Origin of the sequence: Pirellula sp. SH-Sr6A, from assembly GCF_001610875.1 — a bacterium.
GTDB lineage: Bacteria > Planctomycetota > Planctomycetia > Pirellulales > Pirellulaceae > JBKCUI01.
Genome location: NZ_CP011272.1, coordinates 1992058 through 2007434, shown reverse-complemented (window position 1 = coordinate 2007434; position 15377 = coordinate 1992058). Strand labels below are relative to the sequence as shown.

Annotated in this window: 14 protein-coding genes; 8 read left to right on the top strand and 6 right to left on the bottom strand. The window is 53.7% G+C overall.

Annotated features, from left to right (window positions below; translation table 11 throughout):
* Positions 1-40: 40 nt before the first annotated feature.
* Complete coding sequence (locus VN12_RS07980; protein ID WP_168164287.1) at positions 41-2107, top strand: recombinase family protein; 2067 nt, start codon at positions 41-43, stop codon at positions 2105-2107.
* Between the two features lie 6 nt (positions 2108-2113).
* Here VN12_RS07980 and VN12_RS07975 read toward each other — a convergent pair whose 3' ends face one another.
* A complete protein-coding gene (locus tag VN12_RS07975; protein ID WP_146676328.1) occupies positions 2114-2431 on the bottom strand; it encodes a hypothetical protein in 318 nt (105 codons plus the stop codon).
* Positions 2432-2578: 147 nt separating this feature from the next.
* On the opposite strand from VN12_RS07975, the gene VN12_RS07970 reads away from it, so the two are divergent.
* Positions 2579-2947, top strand: coding sequence for a hypothetical protein (locus tag VN12_RS07970; protein ID WP_146676327.1), 369 nt, complete (start codon positions 2579-2581; stop codon positions 2945-2947).
* 169 nt (positions 2948-3116) lie between these two features.
* On the opposite strand, the gene VN12_RS07965 is transcribed toward VN12_RS07970, so the two are convergent.
* On the bottom strand, positions 3117-3503 hold the full coding sequence (locus VN12_RS07965) for a hypothetical protein (RefSeq protein WP_146676326.1): 387 nt from the start codon (positions 3501-3503) through the stop codon (positions 3117-3119).
* 267 nt (positions 3504-3770) lie between these two features.
* Here VN12_RS07965 and VN12_RS07960 point away from each other — a divergent pair, with 267 nt between their 5' ends.
* The gene (locus VN12_RS07960; RefSeq protein ID WP_146676325.1) at positions 3771-4232 is read left to right on the top strand and encodes a hypothetical protein; all 462 of its coding nucleotides are present in this window, start codon (positions 3771-3773) and stop codon (positions 4230-4232) included.
* A gap of 172 nt (positions 4233-4404) precedes the next feature.
* The gene (locus VN12_RS07955; RefSeq protein ID WP_315850189.1) at positions 4405-5316 is read left to right on the top strand and encodes a YifB family Mg chelatase-like AAA ATPase; all 912 of its coding nucleotides are present in this window, start codon (positions 4405-4407) and stop codon (positions 5314-5316) included.
* 65 nt (positions 5317-5381) lie between these two features.
* On the opposite strand, the gene udk is transcribed toward VN12_RS07955, so the two are convergent.
* From udk to VN12_RS07935, 4 genes are all read right to left on the bottom strand, one after another.
* Positions 5382-6017, bottom strand: a complete 636-nt coding sequence (gene udk / locus VN12_RS07950; RefSeq protein ID WP_146676323.1) for a uridine kinase — start codon at positions 6015-6017, stop codon at positions 5382-5384.
* Positions 6018-6026: 9 nt separating this feature from the next.
* The gene (gene sdhB, locus VN12_RS07945; protein WP_146676322.1) at positions 6027-6884 is read right to left on the bottom strand and encodes a succinate dehydrogenase iron-sulfur subunit; all 858 of its coding nucleotides are present in this window, start codon (positions 6882-6884) and stop codon (positions 6027-6029) included.
* A gap of 114 nt (positions 6885-6998) precedes the next feature.
* Positions 6999-8978 (bottom strand): succinate dehydrogenase flavoprotein subunit, encoded by a 1980-nt coding sequence (gene sdhA, locus VN12_RS07940; RefSeq protein WP_146676321.1) that lies wholly within the window; start codon positions 8976-8978, stop codon positions 6999-7001.
* A 170-nt stretch (positions 8979-9148) separates the two neighbouring features.
* Positions 9149-9994 (bottom strand): succinate dehydrogenase cytochrome b558 subunit, encoded by an 846-nt coding sequence (locus VN12_RS07935; protein ID WP_168164286.1) that lies wholly within the window; start codon positions 9992-9994, stop codon positions 9149-9151.
* Between the two features lie 464 nt (positions 9995-10458).
* On the opposite strand from VN12_RS07935, the gene VN12_RS07930 reads away from it, so the two are divergent.
* The 4 genes from VN12_RS07930 (at position 10459) to VN12_RS07920 (ending at position 15283) form a co-directional block, all read left to right on the top strand.
* Positions 10459-11298, top strand: a complete 840-nt coding sequence (locus tag VN12_RS07930) for a hypothetical protein (protein ID WP_146676319.1) — start codon at positions 10459-10461, stop codon at positions 11296-11298.
* A 123-nt stretch (positions 11299-11421) separates the two neighbouring features.
* Complete coding sequence (locus tag VN12_RS25745) at positions 11422-11586, top strand: hypothetical protein (protein WP_168164285.1); 165 nt, start codon at positions 11422-11424, stop codon at positions 11584-11586.
* A 176-nt stretch (positions 11587-11762) separates the two neighbouring features.
* On the top strand, positions 11763-13136 hold the full coding sequence (locus VN12_RS07925; RefSeq protein ID WP_146676318.1) for a HEAT repeat domain-containing protein: 1374 nt from the start codon (positions 11763-11765) through the stop codon (positions 13134-13136).
* Complete coding sequence (locus VN12_RS07920) at positions 13133-15283, top strand: SH3 domain-containing protein (RefSeq protein ID WP_146676317.1); 2151 nt, start codon at positions 13133-13135, stop codon at positions 15281-15283. The genes VN12_RS07925 and VN12_RS07920 overlap by 4 nt, the downstream gene beginning before the upstream one ends.
* Positions 15284-15377 lie beyond the last annotated feature (94 nt).

The following is a 15377-nucleotide window of genomic DNA, read 5'->3' as shown; positions in this document are numbered from 1 at the left end:
TTTGTATACGAGGACATCCACTTCAACGAAGGACCAAGCTATGCAGCCCAAATCAAAAGACAAAGCCAAAACACCTCGAGCCTATTCCTATATTCGATTCTCTACCCCTGAGCAGGCATTGGGAGATTCGGAGCGAAGACAAATCGCACTGGCAATCAAATATGCAAACAAGAAGGGGCTAGAGCTGGATCAGAGCCTAACCCCAGACAGGGGATTAAGTGGGTTCAAGGGCGATCATCGAAAGCGAGGGTCGATGGCTCGTTTTCTGAAAATGATCGATGATGGGGAGATTGCCTACGGAAGCATGCTGATAGTTGAGAACATCGACCGATTCAGCAGGGAGCCCTTCATGGACGCCTTCGCAAGCGTCACCAAGATCATTAGTGCGGGGATCACGATTGAGACCATCTCTCCAGAAGCCTCATTCGATCGCCAATCAATGAATTCGCCTCAACTTTTCATGCTCATTTCTCAAATGCAGCTCGCACATGAGGAGTCGAGGAAAAAGAGCGAGAGAGGTAAAGCAAGTAGAGCATCAAAACGAGCGAGTGCGAGAGATGGAGTGATCTTTACGCGACTTGTACCTGCTTGGATTCAGGTGGATAGCGATGGGAATCGAAAATTAATCCCAGCCGCGAAGCGGGCGATAAAGCGAATGTTTGAACTCAAAGCCAGTGGAATGGGCGTTCAATCGATCGTCAAAGAGCTGAACTCGGGAAGATACTGGCAACCGCCTGCTCTTCTTCGATCGCCAGCAGGCAGCCAACGAACAATCGCCAAACCTAACCCAAAGGCCATTGGTGTTTGGCGTGAGAGCTACGTTAAGAAGATACTCAGCAATCGGGCTGTGATCGGTGAGTTTCAACCCCATGTTATGAAAGATGGCTCTCGCGTGCCTGATGGAGATCCGATTGTTGGATATTTCCCACCGGTTGTGTCTGAATCGCTTTTCAATAGGGTTGCGAATCGACTTGCTACAAACAAAGGTTCAGGAGGGCCGACCGGACGATTCTCTAATATCCTCCGCTACTTAGTTCGATGCGGATACTGCGGAGCCACGATGACCTTCATCGATAAAGGCAAGCCTCCGAAGGGATCGACATACTTCAAATGCGAAAACAACATCCGTACGGGGAAATGTCGACCAGCATTGATTCGATTCGACGAGGTGCTTTCCCTCGTATTGGATAACTGTCCGAAACTAGTCCCAGAATTGGTACTTGCAGATCCGTCAAATGGGGCCAAGGAGTTGATCGAAGCGACCGCGAGGCTAGAGGAGATTGTTGCGAATGAAGCGGCAATGGAGAATCAAATTAACAACTTAATCGACCAAATTGCAACCACCTCCAGTTCGAGAGTTCGCGAACGATATGAGGAAAGGTTGTTGGCAATAGAAACGACTTTGGAAATCTCCAAATCAAAAAGGAAGGACGCGGAAGCTGAAATCCAACGCCTCTCCGTAACTGAACGTGATTTCACGAACTGGAAGAACGAACTTGCCAATCTCGCAAGCGAGCTGAAAAAGGGGCGACCAGAATCCAGAGTGCGAGCTAACCAGCACTTGCGAGATCTGATAGATCGCATCGATATCTTCGCCGAAGGGTTTCCTGAACTTTACGATGCGTCGCGTCATCGAGTATCACGGCAGCTAGTCGAAGTTCCGGTAAGACGCTCCTCATCTAAGTTACGGCACTACCTTCGAGCCGACGCACCCATGTATGACTCGATTATCGAGCACTTGGATCAATTATCTCAGGACCATTTCCCTGACCTTGGGAAGAGTAGCGAATTCAAAGAGTTCAAGAGTTATGTTGCTCAGAAGCGTCTTTCCCGCGAAGCTCGATTTATAAGAATCAGCTTCAAACCTGGGCAATCCATTGATCTCGTCCCTCCCAAATCGCTAGCCGACGGATTTAGATTCGTTGCGGATGGGAAGGAGATGAAATGGAGCTTCTGCGAGACATCCGTCGATGATCTTTTTGGGATGTTTCAAAATAACAGAAAATCCAACGATAGCTCCGCAGCCCTGCGCGTATCGAGGCTTGAGCTCCGAAAGAATCCCTCGAACGGAAAGTCACGAAAGGTGGGTGGGAAAGCCTCGGCGTGATGGTGCCTAGGCCTCTTCGCCCGTTGGCTTGAATCGCTTGACCTCTCCCCGTGATCGATGAAGGCCATCCTCTGAGCAGAAAGCGTAAAAGATGATTTGTGCTTGGTCTGGACCATACTTTGCCAGGACATAATCGAAAGTGTCGGTGATCACCTTTGCTGCTCCTCGCGGGGCTCCCGAGAAATCCTTTCCCGATGCTCGCTTGAATCCACTATGCTTTAGCCAAGCCCCAACTGCCGCATAGGTAGTTCTCCAGCCGCGATCCCTAAGTAGCTTCGCATACTCGTAGATTGCTTCCATGGTCGTGTTATCGTGATTCGTCATTCCGAACGGCCTCCGCTTGTGTATCCGATTATCAAATCCAGGCTTGCTAGTTTGCTAAATGCAGATCAAGCCCCGAAATGATTGCTTTTAACTCCTCACCATCGATTCGCACGCCATTGCATCTCCAATAGTCTGGAGTGATAGCGTATGACTTCAAATCATCGAAAAAAGCTGCATAGTGATGGCAATGAAAGGGAAGCGATCCGAGACTCCCTCCACAAAACAGAGTCCAACGTTACGCATGGTGTCGACGAAAAAATCCAAATCTCAGTTGTCATTGAAACAAAAAAGCCCGCCCATCAATTCACGCCCCAAAAAAAAGATGAGAAGGCTTCGCCTACGGCACTCTCGAATGTATGGATGCGTGACAAGAATTTCAACATCTTGCAGCCGAACTCTCGCACAAAACCCCAAAAGCGGGAAACCGCAAGCGAATCATTCGCGGCACCCGGGGTTCCGAGAAGTTTCGTCAAGCCACCTCTCGGCCCCCAACGCCGCGAACCGATCGAGAATTAATATTTTCAAGTGGATAGTTTTTTCTTCCGCAATCAATGATATGCCGCTAGAATATAAGGAAGGGGCGAGGGGGGGAAGACTTTGGACGTCCTTTGCGGACCGGTTTGGACCCGGCCCGTGAAACGCGAGGGATGCATCCCCCGTGTTTCCCTCCCCTCGCCGCCGTCGTTTATTCTTTTGCTGCCTCCGCGACGATCAGATCCTTTAATCCTTTGATGCTGATCCCGAGAAAATCGTCAGGGCCCATCGCATCAACAAGTCCTCGTTCTTGCAACAAACGCAGGGACTCCTTGAACTTATCTCTTGGCATTCCAGCGATAAACGCTAGGTAGTCGATACTTGGTGGTGCTTTCATATCTGACCTCATGAAGTCCGCTATGGAGAGGATTACCCGTAATTGATCGATCCCATCGGAACCAACCACCGAAGGAAGACACCGCAGCAGCTTCTTGGGAAATGGGACAAATCCTTCCTCCAGAACTTCGTACCCCCACTTTGCTAACGCAGACTCGGGTGTACGCTCTCGGGGAATGATTAGTCGTTTGAAATTTGACATCGTATATCGATATACCTTGGCGATATTTCATATTCTATACACGCATTAAACCAAACCTTGTTCTCCGATGCAAGCGAAATCCGGAATATTTTTTGCCACTCCCTGCCCCCCCCCCGAAGATCACACTTTCGGTGTCACCACTTCCGCCGCCCTGAATTGATTGTTCCGTTCAATGTTGGTCAACTGATGAAAAATTGCTGGGGCAACGATACACCTGTAGCCCAAGCAGCTTCATGAACGATTCCGCGAAAGGAAAGCAATCGAAAGATGAAGGAATGTTTATCGCAACAGCTGAAAGATGCTCTATTTGAATTATCCGGGGATGTTTTGGATCAGGCACAAATCATCAACGCGATCCAGCATCAGGATCCAAATGCATCCAGATTCATTGGACTTGCGGGTTCAATCCGAAAAGCAACCTTTCTCGCAAGACATCCGGAGTTGATCGAATCTCATCAACGTTACGCATGTATCCACAGCGGTCCGTTGGACAATGCTCCTGAGTTCGATGGGGTTCCATACGTCGATACCTCGAAACGCAATTGGATGTGCGCCACCGACACTGACGGCACTTACTACGAAAAACTCACCGCCAAAGATCACGTTGTCTACCAGATCGTCTCAACAGAAAGCATTCTGCCTGAGGATCTTGCGTGGCTTCCCCCCTTCGAGGGAGTGCAAAATGCCCCAGGTGCTACTCCTCCGAGTTCAAATTTGAAGCGGAGATGATTCCCCTGCTTTCCGAGTGATCCAGCTAGAATCAAGCCTGTAATGTTGCAGTGTGACTCTCCAATGATCTTCTGCGAGGCTGATCTTGTGTCCTGATTATTGCTACATCGGTAAGTGGGGGAATGCGAGATTTCGCTTTGGAGATCTTCAAAAACAGGGCTATTAGAGCTATCTGGATACGGATGGAACTGGATATAGCATCCTTATGCTCGGACCACCCGGGTCGGGGAAGACCATGCTCGCGAAACGGTTGCCTACCATTCTGCCCACGCTCTCCGCGAGCGAATCGATTGAGACCACCCGGATTTATTCGGCATTGGGAAGATTGCGGACCGGACAAGCGCTCATGGCCCAACGCCCGTTCCGATCGCCCCATCACACCATCAGCGATGCGGGATTGGTTGGTGGCGGAAGTCCACCCGCACCAGGCGAAGTCTCGTTGGCCAACCACGGGGTTCTCTTTTTAGATGAATTGCCCGAGTTCAATCGAAAGACACTGGAAGTCATGCGACAGCCGCTTGAAGATCGCATTGTCACCATCTCACGCGCGATGCGCAGTACCACCTTTCCCGCTGACTTTATGCTTGTGGCCGCCTTAAATCCTTGCCCCTGCGGCTATCGAACCGATCCGCGTCGAAGCTGCGCATGCACCCCCCCTCAAATCGAACGCTACATGGGGAGGATTAGTGGTCCGCTCTTGGATCGAATCGATATCCATATCGAAGTTCCAGCGGTTTCCTTTAGCGAACTATCCAGCGGCCCTCCAGGAACCAGCAGTGAGATGATCCGGCAAGAAGTGATGCATGCCCGCGAAGTGCAATCGAATCGCTTTGCCGTTTCCTCCACTCGAACGAATGCCCAAATGAGCAGCCGGGAACTACGTGAGTATTGTCCCCTCGGTAAACAGCAATCCTCGCGCTTACGCGATGCGGTCACAGAGATGGGACTTTCCGCCCGCGCTCACGACAAGATCTTGCGCGTCGCACGGACCATCGCCGATTTGGAATCAAGCAGTTCTATAGAAACTCATCACATCGAAGAAGCTATCAACTTCCGGATGTTGGATCGCGATATCTTTCACTAAGCAACATCTTTCACTAAGCAACCGAACGGATGGCACCGAGATCTCGCATTCCACGCACTGCATTCTCACATCCCCACGCGAAGCATGTTCTCCAATGCATTCTCGATAATACGGCCGCTGACCAGGAAGCTTGCCTCATGCTCGTTCGGAACGACTAAGTGCGCCGAAGTCCGGCTCGGTTCAATCCATGCTTCGTGCATCGGTCGAGCAGAACCACGGTATTGGTCGATCACGGACTGCAGGGTTCGTCCACGCTCGGTAGTGTCCCGCACGATGCGGCGGAGGATTCGTTCATCGGATGGGGCATCGATATAGATCCGCCAATCGATTAGCTCTCGGATGACAGGAATCGCCAGCAAGAGAATGCCTTCGACCAAAATGATCGGCTTAGACGTAACCAAATTTCGGTCGGGTAACCGTCGATGTGTTTTAAAACAATAGACTGGTCGCTCGACATCATCACCGTTTTTCAGTTGAAGCAGGTGAGTTGCGAAAAGCTGATTGTCGATGGAGTCAGGGTGGTCCCAGTTATGGGTTTCCCTGAGATCTGCAGGCAATTGTTCTTGGCTGTGATAGTAATGATCGTGCGGGAGAACGGAGATCGAATCTTTCAGCGGGCCGCCTAGTAAACGCTCGACCAGCGTCGATTTGCCCGATCCCGACCCGCCCGCAATACCAACAACAAGTTGTCGCAGCGCCATGACCGACCGTTATCGATCGAAGAACTTGCGGAAGCTGTAGACCGTCGCGGCCCGTCCTGCACGAGCAATCGAAGTGGTGAGCGGAATCTCTTTTGGACAAACGGCGACACAGTTCTGTGCATTCCCACAGGCTTGCACTCCCCCTGCTGCGGTGAGTGCTTCCATGCGCTCGCGGGCAATGTTCTTTCCGACAGGATGGGAATTGAAGAGCACGGCTTGGGAAATCGCATGGGCACCCAAGAATCCTTCGTCGTAGGCCATTTGCTTGCGAGCCTCGAATGCCTCGTCGGTTTCACCAGGATTTCGTTGCAACTCGATCTTGGTGAATTGGGGGCAAGCCTCCAGGCAGCAACCGCAACTCATGCACTGGCTGAGCGGGTAGTTTTGTTCCTGCTCTTCACGAGAAATTCGTGGACCGGCACCCATATCAAAGTAGCCATCGACCGGCACCCACGCCTTGACTCGCTTCAAGTTATGGAAGAGTCGGGATCGGTCGATCATCAGATCTCGCAGCACAGGGAACTTCGTCATAGGACGGAGCTCGATTTCCTCTGGATGATCTTCTAAGAGCCGATCGACCAAGGCGCTACAGCTTTGTCGCACGCGGCCGTTGATCACCATGGTGCAGGATCCACAGACCTCTTCCAAGCATCCGCAGTCCCAAGCAACCGGCGTGACTTTCTTGCCGTCCGTCGTTTTGGATTGCGCAGCGATCTTTTGGAGAACGCTGATCACGTTCATGTCTGGTTCGTATTCGACTTGATGGCGTTCCCAGTATTGCGGGAGGCCGGGACCGTCTTGTCGAAGGACACGGACGTTGATCTTAGCGGGCTTTCGCTTGGATGATTCAGTACCTGATGCGATCATGATCGTATTATTATTGGTCTTGGTTATCAGTCTTAATCAGTGGTTCGTTGTCCGTCGAAGGTCACTCGTCGAACTGCTGGATTCGCAAGTTGTAGAAGTAGGTTAGGGGCGGGATTAGGTCGCCGCGCCGACCAGTTCCTTCTTTTGACTCGCTTCTTTTTTGGCCGTCCGTTCCTTCCAGACTTGCTCGATCTCTTCTGCCCCGACCAATCCGTACAGTCTTGGTCGCGGAGCGAGGAGGCGGGTATCGATATCTTCGAAAGAATGGTCGGGTTCGGTACCGTTCCAAGTGCAGACGGTTGTTTTGAGGAATTTTCGGTTGTTGGCTTCGAAGTTATCGCACCATTCTTCCGCTTCTTTGCGTCGCTCTGCAGGATCGGTCGCCTTGAGGCTAGGGAGAGAGAACGCGGGCTTGAAGTGGGCACCCCGGCTTTCATCTCGCATCAACGCACCTTTGAGGATGCTCAGAGCGACAGGGAACATATCCTGCACGGCTTTCGTGAAGATCACGTTTTGGTTCGTCCAGTTTCCTGTGTCACTCAAGGAGCAACGCTTCGAACGTTCCTGCATCTCAAGCACTTTGGAGTAGGCGTCTTCAAGTTGCTTATTGTCTCGAACGACCGTCGCGGCCCGGGTCATCGCATCGCCCAACTCTTGGTGGAGCAAGTAAGGGTTTTCGTCTCCAGCTTGGTTCGCAAGGAGTTTCTTGTGACGATCATTCGCCGACGCGACCGCATGTTCGAACAAGCTCTTAGGAAGATCGCTCGCCGCCTTATGGTCCTTCATCCAGTTGACGATCCCAGGTGCAACGAAAAGACCGCTGAAGATGCAGCTCAATAGCGAGTTCGCGCCCAAGCGATTCGCTCCGTGGTATTGGTAATCGCATTCACCCATCGCATAGAGTCCCGGTATATTGGTGACTTGATTCTTTGGTGAACCGGCGAGCAATCCTCCGGAGGCGTTCGCTTCGTAGTCGACCCAGAGACCGCCCATGCTGTAGTGGACCGCTGGGAAGATTTTCATCGGCTCGTCGCGAGGGTCGACCCCTTGGAATTTTTCGTAGATCTCAAGGATACCGCCTAGCTTGCGGTCCAGCTCCGCCCGGGGGATGTGGGTGAGGTCCAAGTACACGCACATACGCGTGGGGTCGACGGAGAGACCTTCGTTCACACAGATGTTGAAAATCTCGCGCGTTGCGATATCGCGAGGAACGAGATTCCCGTACTTGGGAAACCGCTCTTCGAGAAAGTAATAACGATCCGATTGCGGGATCTCTTTCGGATAGCGGGAGTCGTTTGGCTTGCGAGGTACCCAAACGCGTCCCCCTTCACCCCGTGCCGATTCGCTCATCAATCGAAGCTTATCGGCTCCCGGAATCGCGGTCGGGTGGACTTGAATGAACTCGGGATTCCCGAGTTTAGCGCCCGCTTGGAAGCATCGACTCGCCGCGCTGCCGGTGCAGAAAACGGACATGGTCGAACGGCCGAAGACCAAGCCATTGCCGCCGGTCGCAACGATAACCGCATCGGCGGGGAACGAGCGAATCTCCATCGACACCATGTCCTGTGCGACAGCGCCGACACAGCGCCCGCTCTCGTCCGTTACAGGTCCGAGGAAATCCCAAAACTCATACTTCTTAACCATTCCCTCCGCTTCGTAGCGGCGAACTTGCTCATCGAGAGCGTAAAGGAGCTGTTGTCCGGTCGTCGCGCCTGCGAACGCGGTTCGTTTATAAAGCGTTCCACCAAAGCGTCGTCGGTCGATGAAACCTTCGGGAGTTCTATTGAAGGTGACGCCGAGGCGGTCCATCAAATCGATGACTTTGGGAGCCCAGTACGCCATCTCTTTCACGGGCGGCTGGTTTTGGAGGAAGTCGCCACCGTAGATCGTGTCGTCGAAGTGTTTCCACTCGTCGTCCCCCTGTTGGCGAGTCAAATCGTTGACACTGTTGATTCCGCCCTGGGCGCACACGCTGTGAGATCGTTTCACCGGGGTCAAGCTCAAGAGGTCTACCGGAACACCAAGCTCCGCGAGTTTCATTGTGGCTGCGAGTCCCGCCAAGCCACCACCGACTACCAATACTCGATTTCCCATCGCTCTATCTTTCCAGTACTACGTTGGCTTACCAATACTATGTTGGATTCGAACTAGGTTGTGGATCACTTACTAGAACCGAACTGCTCGAGGCGACGTAACGATCGCGTCGACGAATTAACGCCTTCCCCTGGAATCATCGCAGGCAAGAGAGGCAGTTGTCAGAGGTCTTATTTCTTGTCCGTTGGAATGATCGGTTCAGGCGAAGGCTCGGACGAATCATGACCTTCGCTGCGTTTGTGGTCATCCGGTTGAATCATTCTGGCCTTCACGCGAATGTCGTACATTTCATCCTCAGTTACCTTCGCTTCGGCCGCGTCGGTTGTTTTGACGGCCACCAGGGACGCGACGCCCGCGGAGCCGATCAATAGCCCAAACAACGCGCAGGCAATACTCGCTCGATGCTGCGCTTTGGGAGTGAGCCATACCCCCCAGGTGATACCTGCGGTCCAAATCCCGTTGGCCAAGTGGAAAGTGCAAGCGAGCACACCCACCAAGTAAAAAATCGGCCAAACGAAACCGCCAAAGCTGTTCATCGCGTCCGCGAGCGAACTTGCCGCGTTGTACGGCTTGAACTGGGCCATCCCGAGGGGCTCCGCAACACTCTTCAACCACCAATCGGTGTGGAACCATCCGTGGAGGTGAAAGACGTGGGTGAAGATAAAGATGATCGCAATGTAGCCGGTGATACGCTGCCAGGTGTAGCGGTAGTTGTGACCGAGCCGATACTGCTGCGAATTAGGACGTCCGGTTTGAGCGATCCAAACCCCAACAATCGCATGGAACAAAATGGGTCCAAAAATGAACAACCATTCGACCATGGGTAGAAAGGGAATCGCGTGGATCGTGAAAACATTGTTTTGAAAGACCGAGGCACCTGCCAACAGGCTCGCATTGGTGAGCAAGTGCACACACATGTAAGCCCCGACTGGTACCAATCCGCTGAGAGAGTGGAGCCGGCGGATCAGAAACTCATGGCGCAAGAAAAACGACGAGGCAGAGCTGTTCGAGGTCATGCTAATCTTGGTGACAACGGGTGGATGGGCATCGGATGCCGTCGAAGCAGTCCGATTCGGAGCGGGAGCTAGGAAAGGGGGCAGTCTCAAGTTGTCCAGGCGACCAACATCCTGCGCCGCTCCATCGGAGACTACTGTAGAGAATCTCGCCGTTTTAACCAGTGCACCCTCTCTAGAAGCGCAGGTTTTTCCGATCCCTACGCAGATGGGTAATGGATTCCTTTAATCGGTGCGACCGGCAGATTCGGTCCACCCTTTCCGTTCAACCGGAGGCTGCGGATTGGGCAAGACGAAACATTCGTCTCAAAAAAGAGCTTTTCGTTGACAGTGCCGATTTTACCGAACTATACTCGATCCCCAGCGGGTCGAATTTTCCCGCACGGCAATGCACACATTTCGCTCCGTCCGGTGAGCTTGCCGTCTTGTGTTTCCCCCTTGTCGCATCTCTTCGCTGCGGTGACACGATGACGTTTTTGGGTCGAGTTTTTACACTGATCATCCTGGTCTCCAGTGCCTCCTTTTTCGTGGCTGCCTTGCTGGCGAACGCATCCCACATGGACTACCGGGAGAAGTTGACTCGGTTCCGCACCGAGAACGAGCAATTGAAAGCCACCGTCAATGCGACCAAAGCGGCGGCCGAGAAATTGCAAACCAGCTTGGCCCAAGAGCAGATCGCGAGACGGGCAGCACTCTCCGCCCTCCAGTCCCAGTTGGATAGCCAAAATCAGCAGCTTGCTGCAGCCAACCGCCAGTTAAGCGATTTGAACGCCGTCAACACCATGAAGAACCAAGAGCACTCGGCAACAGTCGATTTGCTTAAAGCCACTCAGGCCCAAAATGACACCCTTCGAACCGAAATCGACAAGGTGATCGCTGATCGCAACTCCGTTCGCAAATCGGTTATCAGCCTTACCGACCTGCTGAACTCCCTCAAGAGTGTCGAAACCGATCTTCGCGATCAGTTGAAGCAACTGCAAGACCAATCGACTCTATACGAAGCTCTCGCGATCACTCGCGGTGAGGCTCTTCAACAAGCCGGAATTGTCGATGTGCAAGACATGCCTCCCGCCGATTTGCGAGGTGAGGTTCTCGCCGTCAACAACACGAACCTCGTAGAGGTTTCACTCGGTCGTGACGATGGACTTCGAGAAGGCCATACCTTGGACGTCTTCCGAGGAGCTCAATATCTTGGCCGAATCGAAATCACGAAAACGCAAGAGGATAAAGCCATCGGCAAAGTGCTAGCCTCTTTCCGAAAAGGCTACATCCAAGCGGGCGACAAAGTTGCCTCGAAGCTCCAGTAGTTATTGGTTTCCCGGTGGTGTGTCACGCCGCCGGTTTCCCTCCCGCAAATCCCCTTGTCCTTCTAACCCCTCCTGCATGCCGTCTCGTAAAGTGTGCAGATCGGTCACCGAGAGCAAACGAATATGTCGACCCAGAAGCATCCCATGTCGATCTACACCGTAATGTTGATCCTCGCGATGATCTTCATGTTTCTCGCAAACGTCCTGATGTTCGCGGAGTATTTTCGCTGGCGTGATACCGGGAGCAGCCCCGGAGCCTTCGTGAGCAGTTCCTCCACGCTGGCATAGCACGACGGCTCGCAAAGAACCGTTCTCCAATCACTTGAAGGCCCTGCGATCGACGCGTAGGGCCTTTTTGCATGCATTCGTTCCATGCGGTTTGCTATTGATATTCTCTCGACCTTTAGCCTATTTACCTAAAAAGTCGCAGAAAACTACTCTGGCAAGAAGCCTTCAAAGAGGTCATGGGCAAACGAATCCAACGGACGGTGGAACCGATTCAGCTTGACGTCGATTGGCTCCTTGGAAAACGAGCGGATCCAAGGCTTCGTTTGCGTACGCGCCGAAGCTGGTTTGCTCGGCTGCCAATGGTCTCCCTGGGAATCCTTGCCGTTTTTGGTTTCATCGTTGCCTGGCCGAGTCTGTCGAATCGATGGTTGCTCCAAGAATTGCGCCGCGCCTTGGCAACTTCGAATGGGACCGATGAATCGCTGGGTTTGATCGTTGCTCTCAATGAGCTAGGGGCGACGAGCACCAAAGCTATGGTGGAGCAACTCGATAGCAACGAGCCCCAGCATCGACTTGCCGCGTATCAGTTGCTCCACGACCGAGTTCATTCGGCAGAGCGCTCCGAAGAATGGTTGCAGTCGTGCTTAAGCTTGGTGACCGAACTTGCGGGTGCCAAGCTATCGTCCCATGAATCGATGAGTCTGCGAGATCGATTGAGTTCCGAAGTCTTGGGTCGATTGGAGGATCGCGGTTCAAGCGACTCAGTCGAACGCGCCAGGGCGATGTGTCGGTCAATCTTGGCCGTGCAATCGTCTCCCGCGATGCTCGCCACGAGTTCCATCCCAACCGCATACGATCCGCCGAAAAATGCAATGCCCGCTTCGTTAGGGTTGGAGCCTGGGGTCGGAGCGAAAGTGGCATCGGTCGAGGCTGATCGCGATATCCCTCTCCCGCGGTTGCCTCAACCTTCCATGACGACGCCGCTGACAACATTGTTGCCAGCACCTGCGATAACCTCACCAACGTGGCCGTTGCAGGGAGCCTCTCCTTTGCAGGCGGATCACGGCACAGTGGTAGACGAAGTCCATTCGATCGCTTCGAACCCACTGCGAGGTGCCCAGGTAATGCTGGTGTCGAGTGGAGGGGCTGCAAGTCCCGTGGGGGAGACGCATTCGCAACGCGCCGATGGCATGGACTTGGCAGGGCTCGAAAGCCTATCGCTCGAGAATTTGTTCACCCTATTAAGCAGCACGCAAGAGCGTCGCGTCCGCATGGTTTGCGATGAACTGTTTCGACGAGGAGTGCCTACGGAGATCGTGGAGATCGCGATCGATATGGCTCGAGGTGATTCCAATACTCAGCTGGAGGCGATGGAGCAAGCGGTACGCGGGAGACCGATCAACCCGGTACCACTTTTGGCGTGGATGGCTCAAAGCCACGATCGAACTGTTCGGCATCGTGCGATCACGCTCTTGGGAGCGATGCAAGATCGCGATGCCCATCTCAAGCTTCGATCTCTATTTCAACGCGAACCGGATAAACAATTGCAGCAAATGATCCAGCAAGCCTTGGTGGCCGGTACTGGGTCGCATCGAGGGAGTGTTCCATGAGGTCTTCGATCGTGCCCATTCGATCGCTGTGTACGGCGAAACAACTCGTTGCCCTTTCGTTGCTTGTCAGCGGTTGGAACGGTTCGTCAGTCCAATCCGTCGCCTGGGCTCAAGATAGGCCACAAGGATCGGAGGGCAGCGAGTCGATTCGTGTTGTCGAGCGATTTGAACAAGCGCAGGTGCGTTATGTGCATGCGCCCAAGGGGTTGGTGAAATCCGGACCGTCCGATGGATCGTATGTGACATCGACGCTTCCTTCCGGTACGCGCGTCGAAGTCTATCTGGAGACTTCCAATGGCTGGTCCGGGATTCGACCTCCCGCTGGCAGCCACAACTGGATTCCGGCTCCATCGGCATTTCTTCTGCCGGGGGGGAAGACGGCAGAGATAGTCGAGGAGAATACCGCAGCTTGGATTGGTTCTACGGATCCCATCGCCGGCGAATGGAAGTGGCAGACCGCACTTCTGAAATCCCAGATTGTTCAAGTGCTAGGGGAACAGTCCCAACCGTCTGCGGATGGTACAAGAAGTCTGTGGTACCGCATTGCGCCACCACAAGGTGAATTTAGGTGGATACGAACCTCCCAGCTCTCAGACGTCCCTTCTGGATTGTCGGAACAGTCAGTTGCACCTAGTTCTGCATCGAAGAAGATGTCCGATTCGCAAGTGCGGTTGGCATCGCATTCGGAGACGACCGAGGGAAAGGTTGTAGGATCAGGAGTTCAGCAAGCCAGTGCGCAGCGGGTGGTCCAAGAGAGTGGAGACGGAGAGATGGTTTGGAGCAATGAAGCCGACGCGATTGCGGAAGCGGAACGGCTGATCCGCGAAGAGCAATCCGTCGCGATGCAGGATGCACCGGAAGGAAGTCTCATTGTCCCGGGCGAAGTGGGAGTAGTGCCGCTCGAGTCGGTCGAGGCATCGATGACTCCCCAGCAATTAGCCAAAGCGAAGCGTCAACAAGCAGCCCAGCATCAAGTCGATTCGTTGAAGCATTGGGACGCGCTTCAGACGACCGATCCCAAGTTGCGTATGAAGCCGCTGGCAAGCGTTTTGGGGCTGGTGGGATTTGGTATCGTCGAAGCGGACCGGAAGCCTGTGCGCGCACAAATTGCCACCGAGCATCATCAGTTTCGTCAAGATAATCTCCGATACGATTCGCGAATGGATTCCGTGGGCCCGGCCGGTTATGGCAGGCTGGATCGGTTACCCCGACCTGGAAAGGGGCCGAGGATTCGCGCTCCGCTGGGAAGCGACGCTATCGGGGCCTACTCCGACAATGCACCATTTGGCAGCGAGTCGCCTTATGATGAAAGCAAGCCGATGCTCACGCGTTTGTGGACCGCGGACCAGCCATTATTTGCGGGAGATCCAAGTGGTCCCTCCCGTGCCGAGACACTCCCAGCGTGGAGTAGTCGAGAGCCAATAGCGGGGAGGCCTCTCGTCGCTGCTGCCCCTGAGAGCGAATGGCATGGAATCGTTCCGAAGACTGATAGTTTGGCAATGGAAGGGGACATGGCTGCAAACTCCGGAGGAGCACAAGCCGATTTTCATACGCCCGAGATTCAGTCGGCGATGCTGGAACTTTCCAGGATCGTCTCCCAGCCAACGGAGCGATGGGAATTGGATCGACTCCGTAGGCAATGCGAGGATTGGATCGAAAGAGGAGACTCCGCGATCGTACGAGGCGAGGCAAGGTTGTTGATGGAGCGGGTCGATCGTTTCGACTCCTTGCGCACCAGAACGCTGGGAAACATGATGGACCCTTCACGCATCGCGAGCAATGCGTTACCCCGAGAGGTGATTCCAGCTTCCGCGATTGCACCCTCGGTACCTGCGATGCCCTCGGAGCCTTCCTCGTCCGTTCAGTTTGCGGGGCATGCGACGGTCCCCGAGGGGGGCGGAGTTGGTTCGAGTGGAGCGGGAGATGCTTCGGGCTGGTTAGTGCAGGTGCATGGCAGTTTGCCAGGCCAACCAGAGTATGCGCTGACCGATGACCTTGGCAACGTGGTAACCTATGTGCAATCGACTGCCGCGTTGAATCTTCGACGTTACTTGCAGCAGCCGGTCGTGATTCGCGGGCAACGAGGCTACATTCCTTCCTTGGCGGCAAGGCAAATCGTTGCGGAGAGTATTTCGCGATTGCGCTAGTCCCTCGCCAGTAACCATCCTCGCGTGCAACCCACTGTATCCAGTAACCCACTGCATCCGGGCTTAACTTATCCCTAACCCACGCACTCCGGCG

Bases quoted from the DNA above. Each gene is read 5' to 3' on its own strand.
- VN12_RS07980 (WP_168164287.1), top strand. From the start codon at position 41: ATGCAGCCCAAATCAAAAGACAAAGCCAAAACACCTCGAGCCTATTCC.
- VN12_RS07975 (WP_146676328.1), bottom strand. From the start codon at position 2,431: ATGACGAATCACGATAACACGACCATGGAAGCAATCTACGAGTATGCG.
- VN12_RS07970 (WP_146676327.1), top strand. From the start codon at position 2,579: ATGACTTCAAATCATCGAAAAAAGCTGCATAGTGATGGCAATGAAAGG.
- VN12_RS07965 (WP_146676326.1), bottom strand. From the start codon at position 3,503: ATGTCAAATTTCAAACGACTAATCATTCCCCGAGAGCGTACACCCGAG.
- VN12_RS07960 (WP_146676325.1), top strand. From the start codon at position 3,771: ATGAAGGAATGTTTATCGCAACAGCTGAAAGATGCTCTATTTGAATTA.
- udk (WP_146676323.1), bottom strand. From the start codon at position 6,017: ATGGCGCTGCGACAACTTGTTGTTGGTATTGCGGGCGGGTCGGGATCG.
- sdhB (WP_146676322.1), bottom strand. From the start codon at position 6,884: ATGATCGCATCAGGTACTGAATCATCCAAGCGAAAGCCCGCTAAGATC.
- sdhA (WP_146676321.1), bottom strand. From the start codon at position 8,978: ATGGGAAATCGAGTATTGGTAGTCGGTGGTGGCTTGGCGGGACTCGCA.
- VN12_RS07935 (WP_168164286.1), bottom strand. From the start codon at position 9,994: ATGACCTCGAACAGCTCTGCCTCGTCGTTTTTCTTGCGCCATGAGTTT.
- VN12_RS07930 (WP_146676319.1), top strand. From the start codon at position 10,459: ATGACGTTTTTGGGTCGAGTTTTTACACTGATCATCCTGGTCTCCAGT.
- VN12_RS25745 (WP_168164285.1), top strand. From the start codon at position 11,422: ATGTCGACCCAGAAGCATCCCATGTCGATCTACACCGTAATGTTGATC.
- VN12_RS07925 (WP_146676318.1), top strand. From the start codon at position 11,763: ATGGGCAAACGAATCCAACGGACGGTGGAACCGATTCAGCTTGACGTC.
- VN12_RS07920 (WP_146676317.1), top strand. From the start codon at position 13,133: ATGAGGTCTTCGATCGTGCCCATTCGATCGCTGTGTACGGCGAAACAA.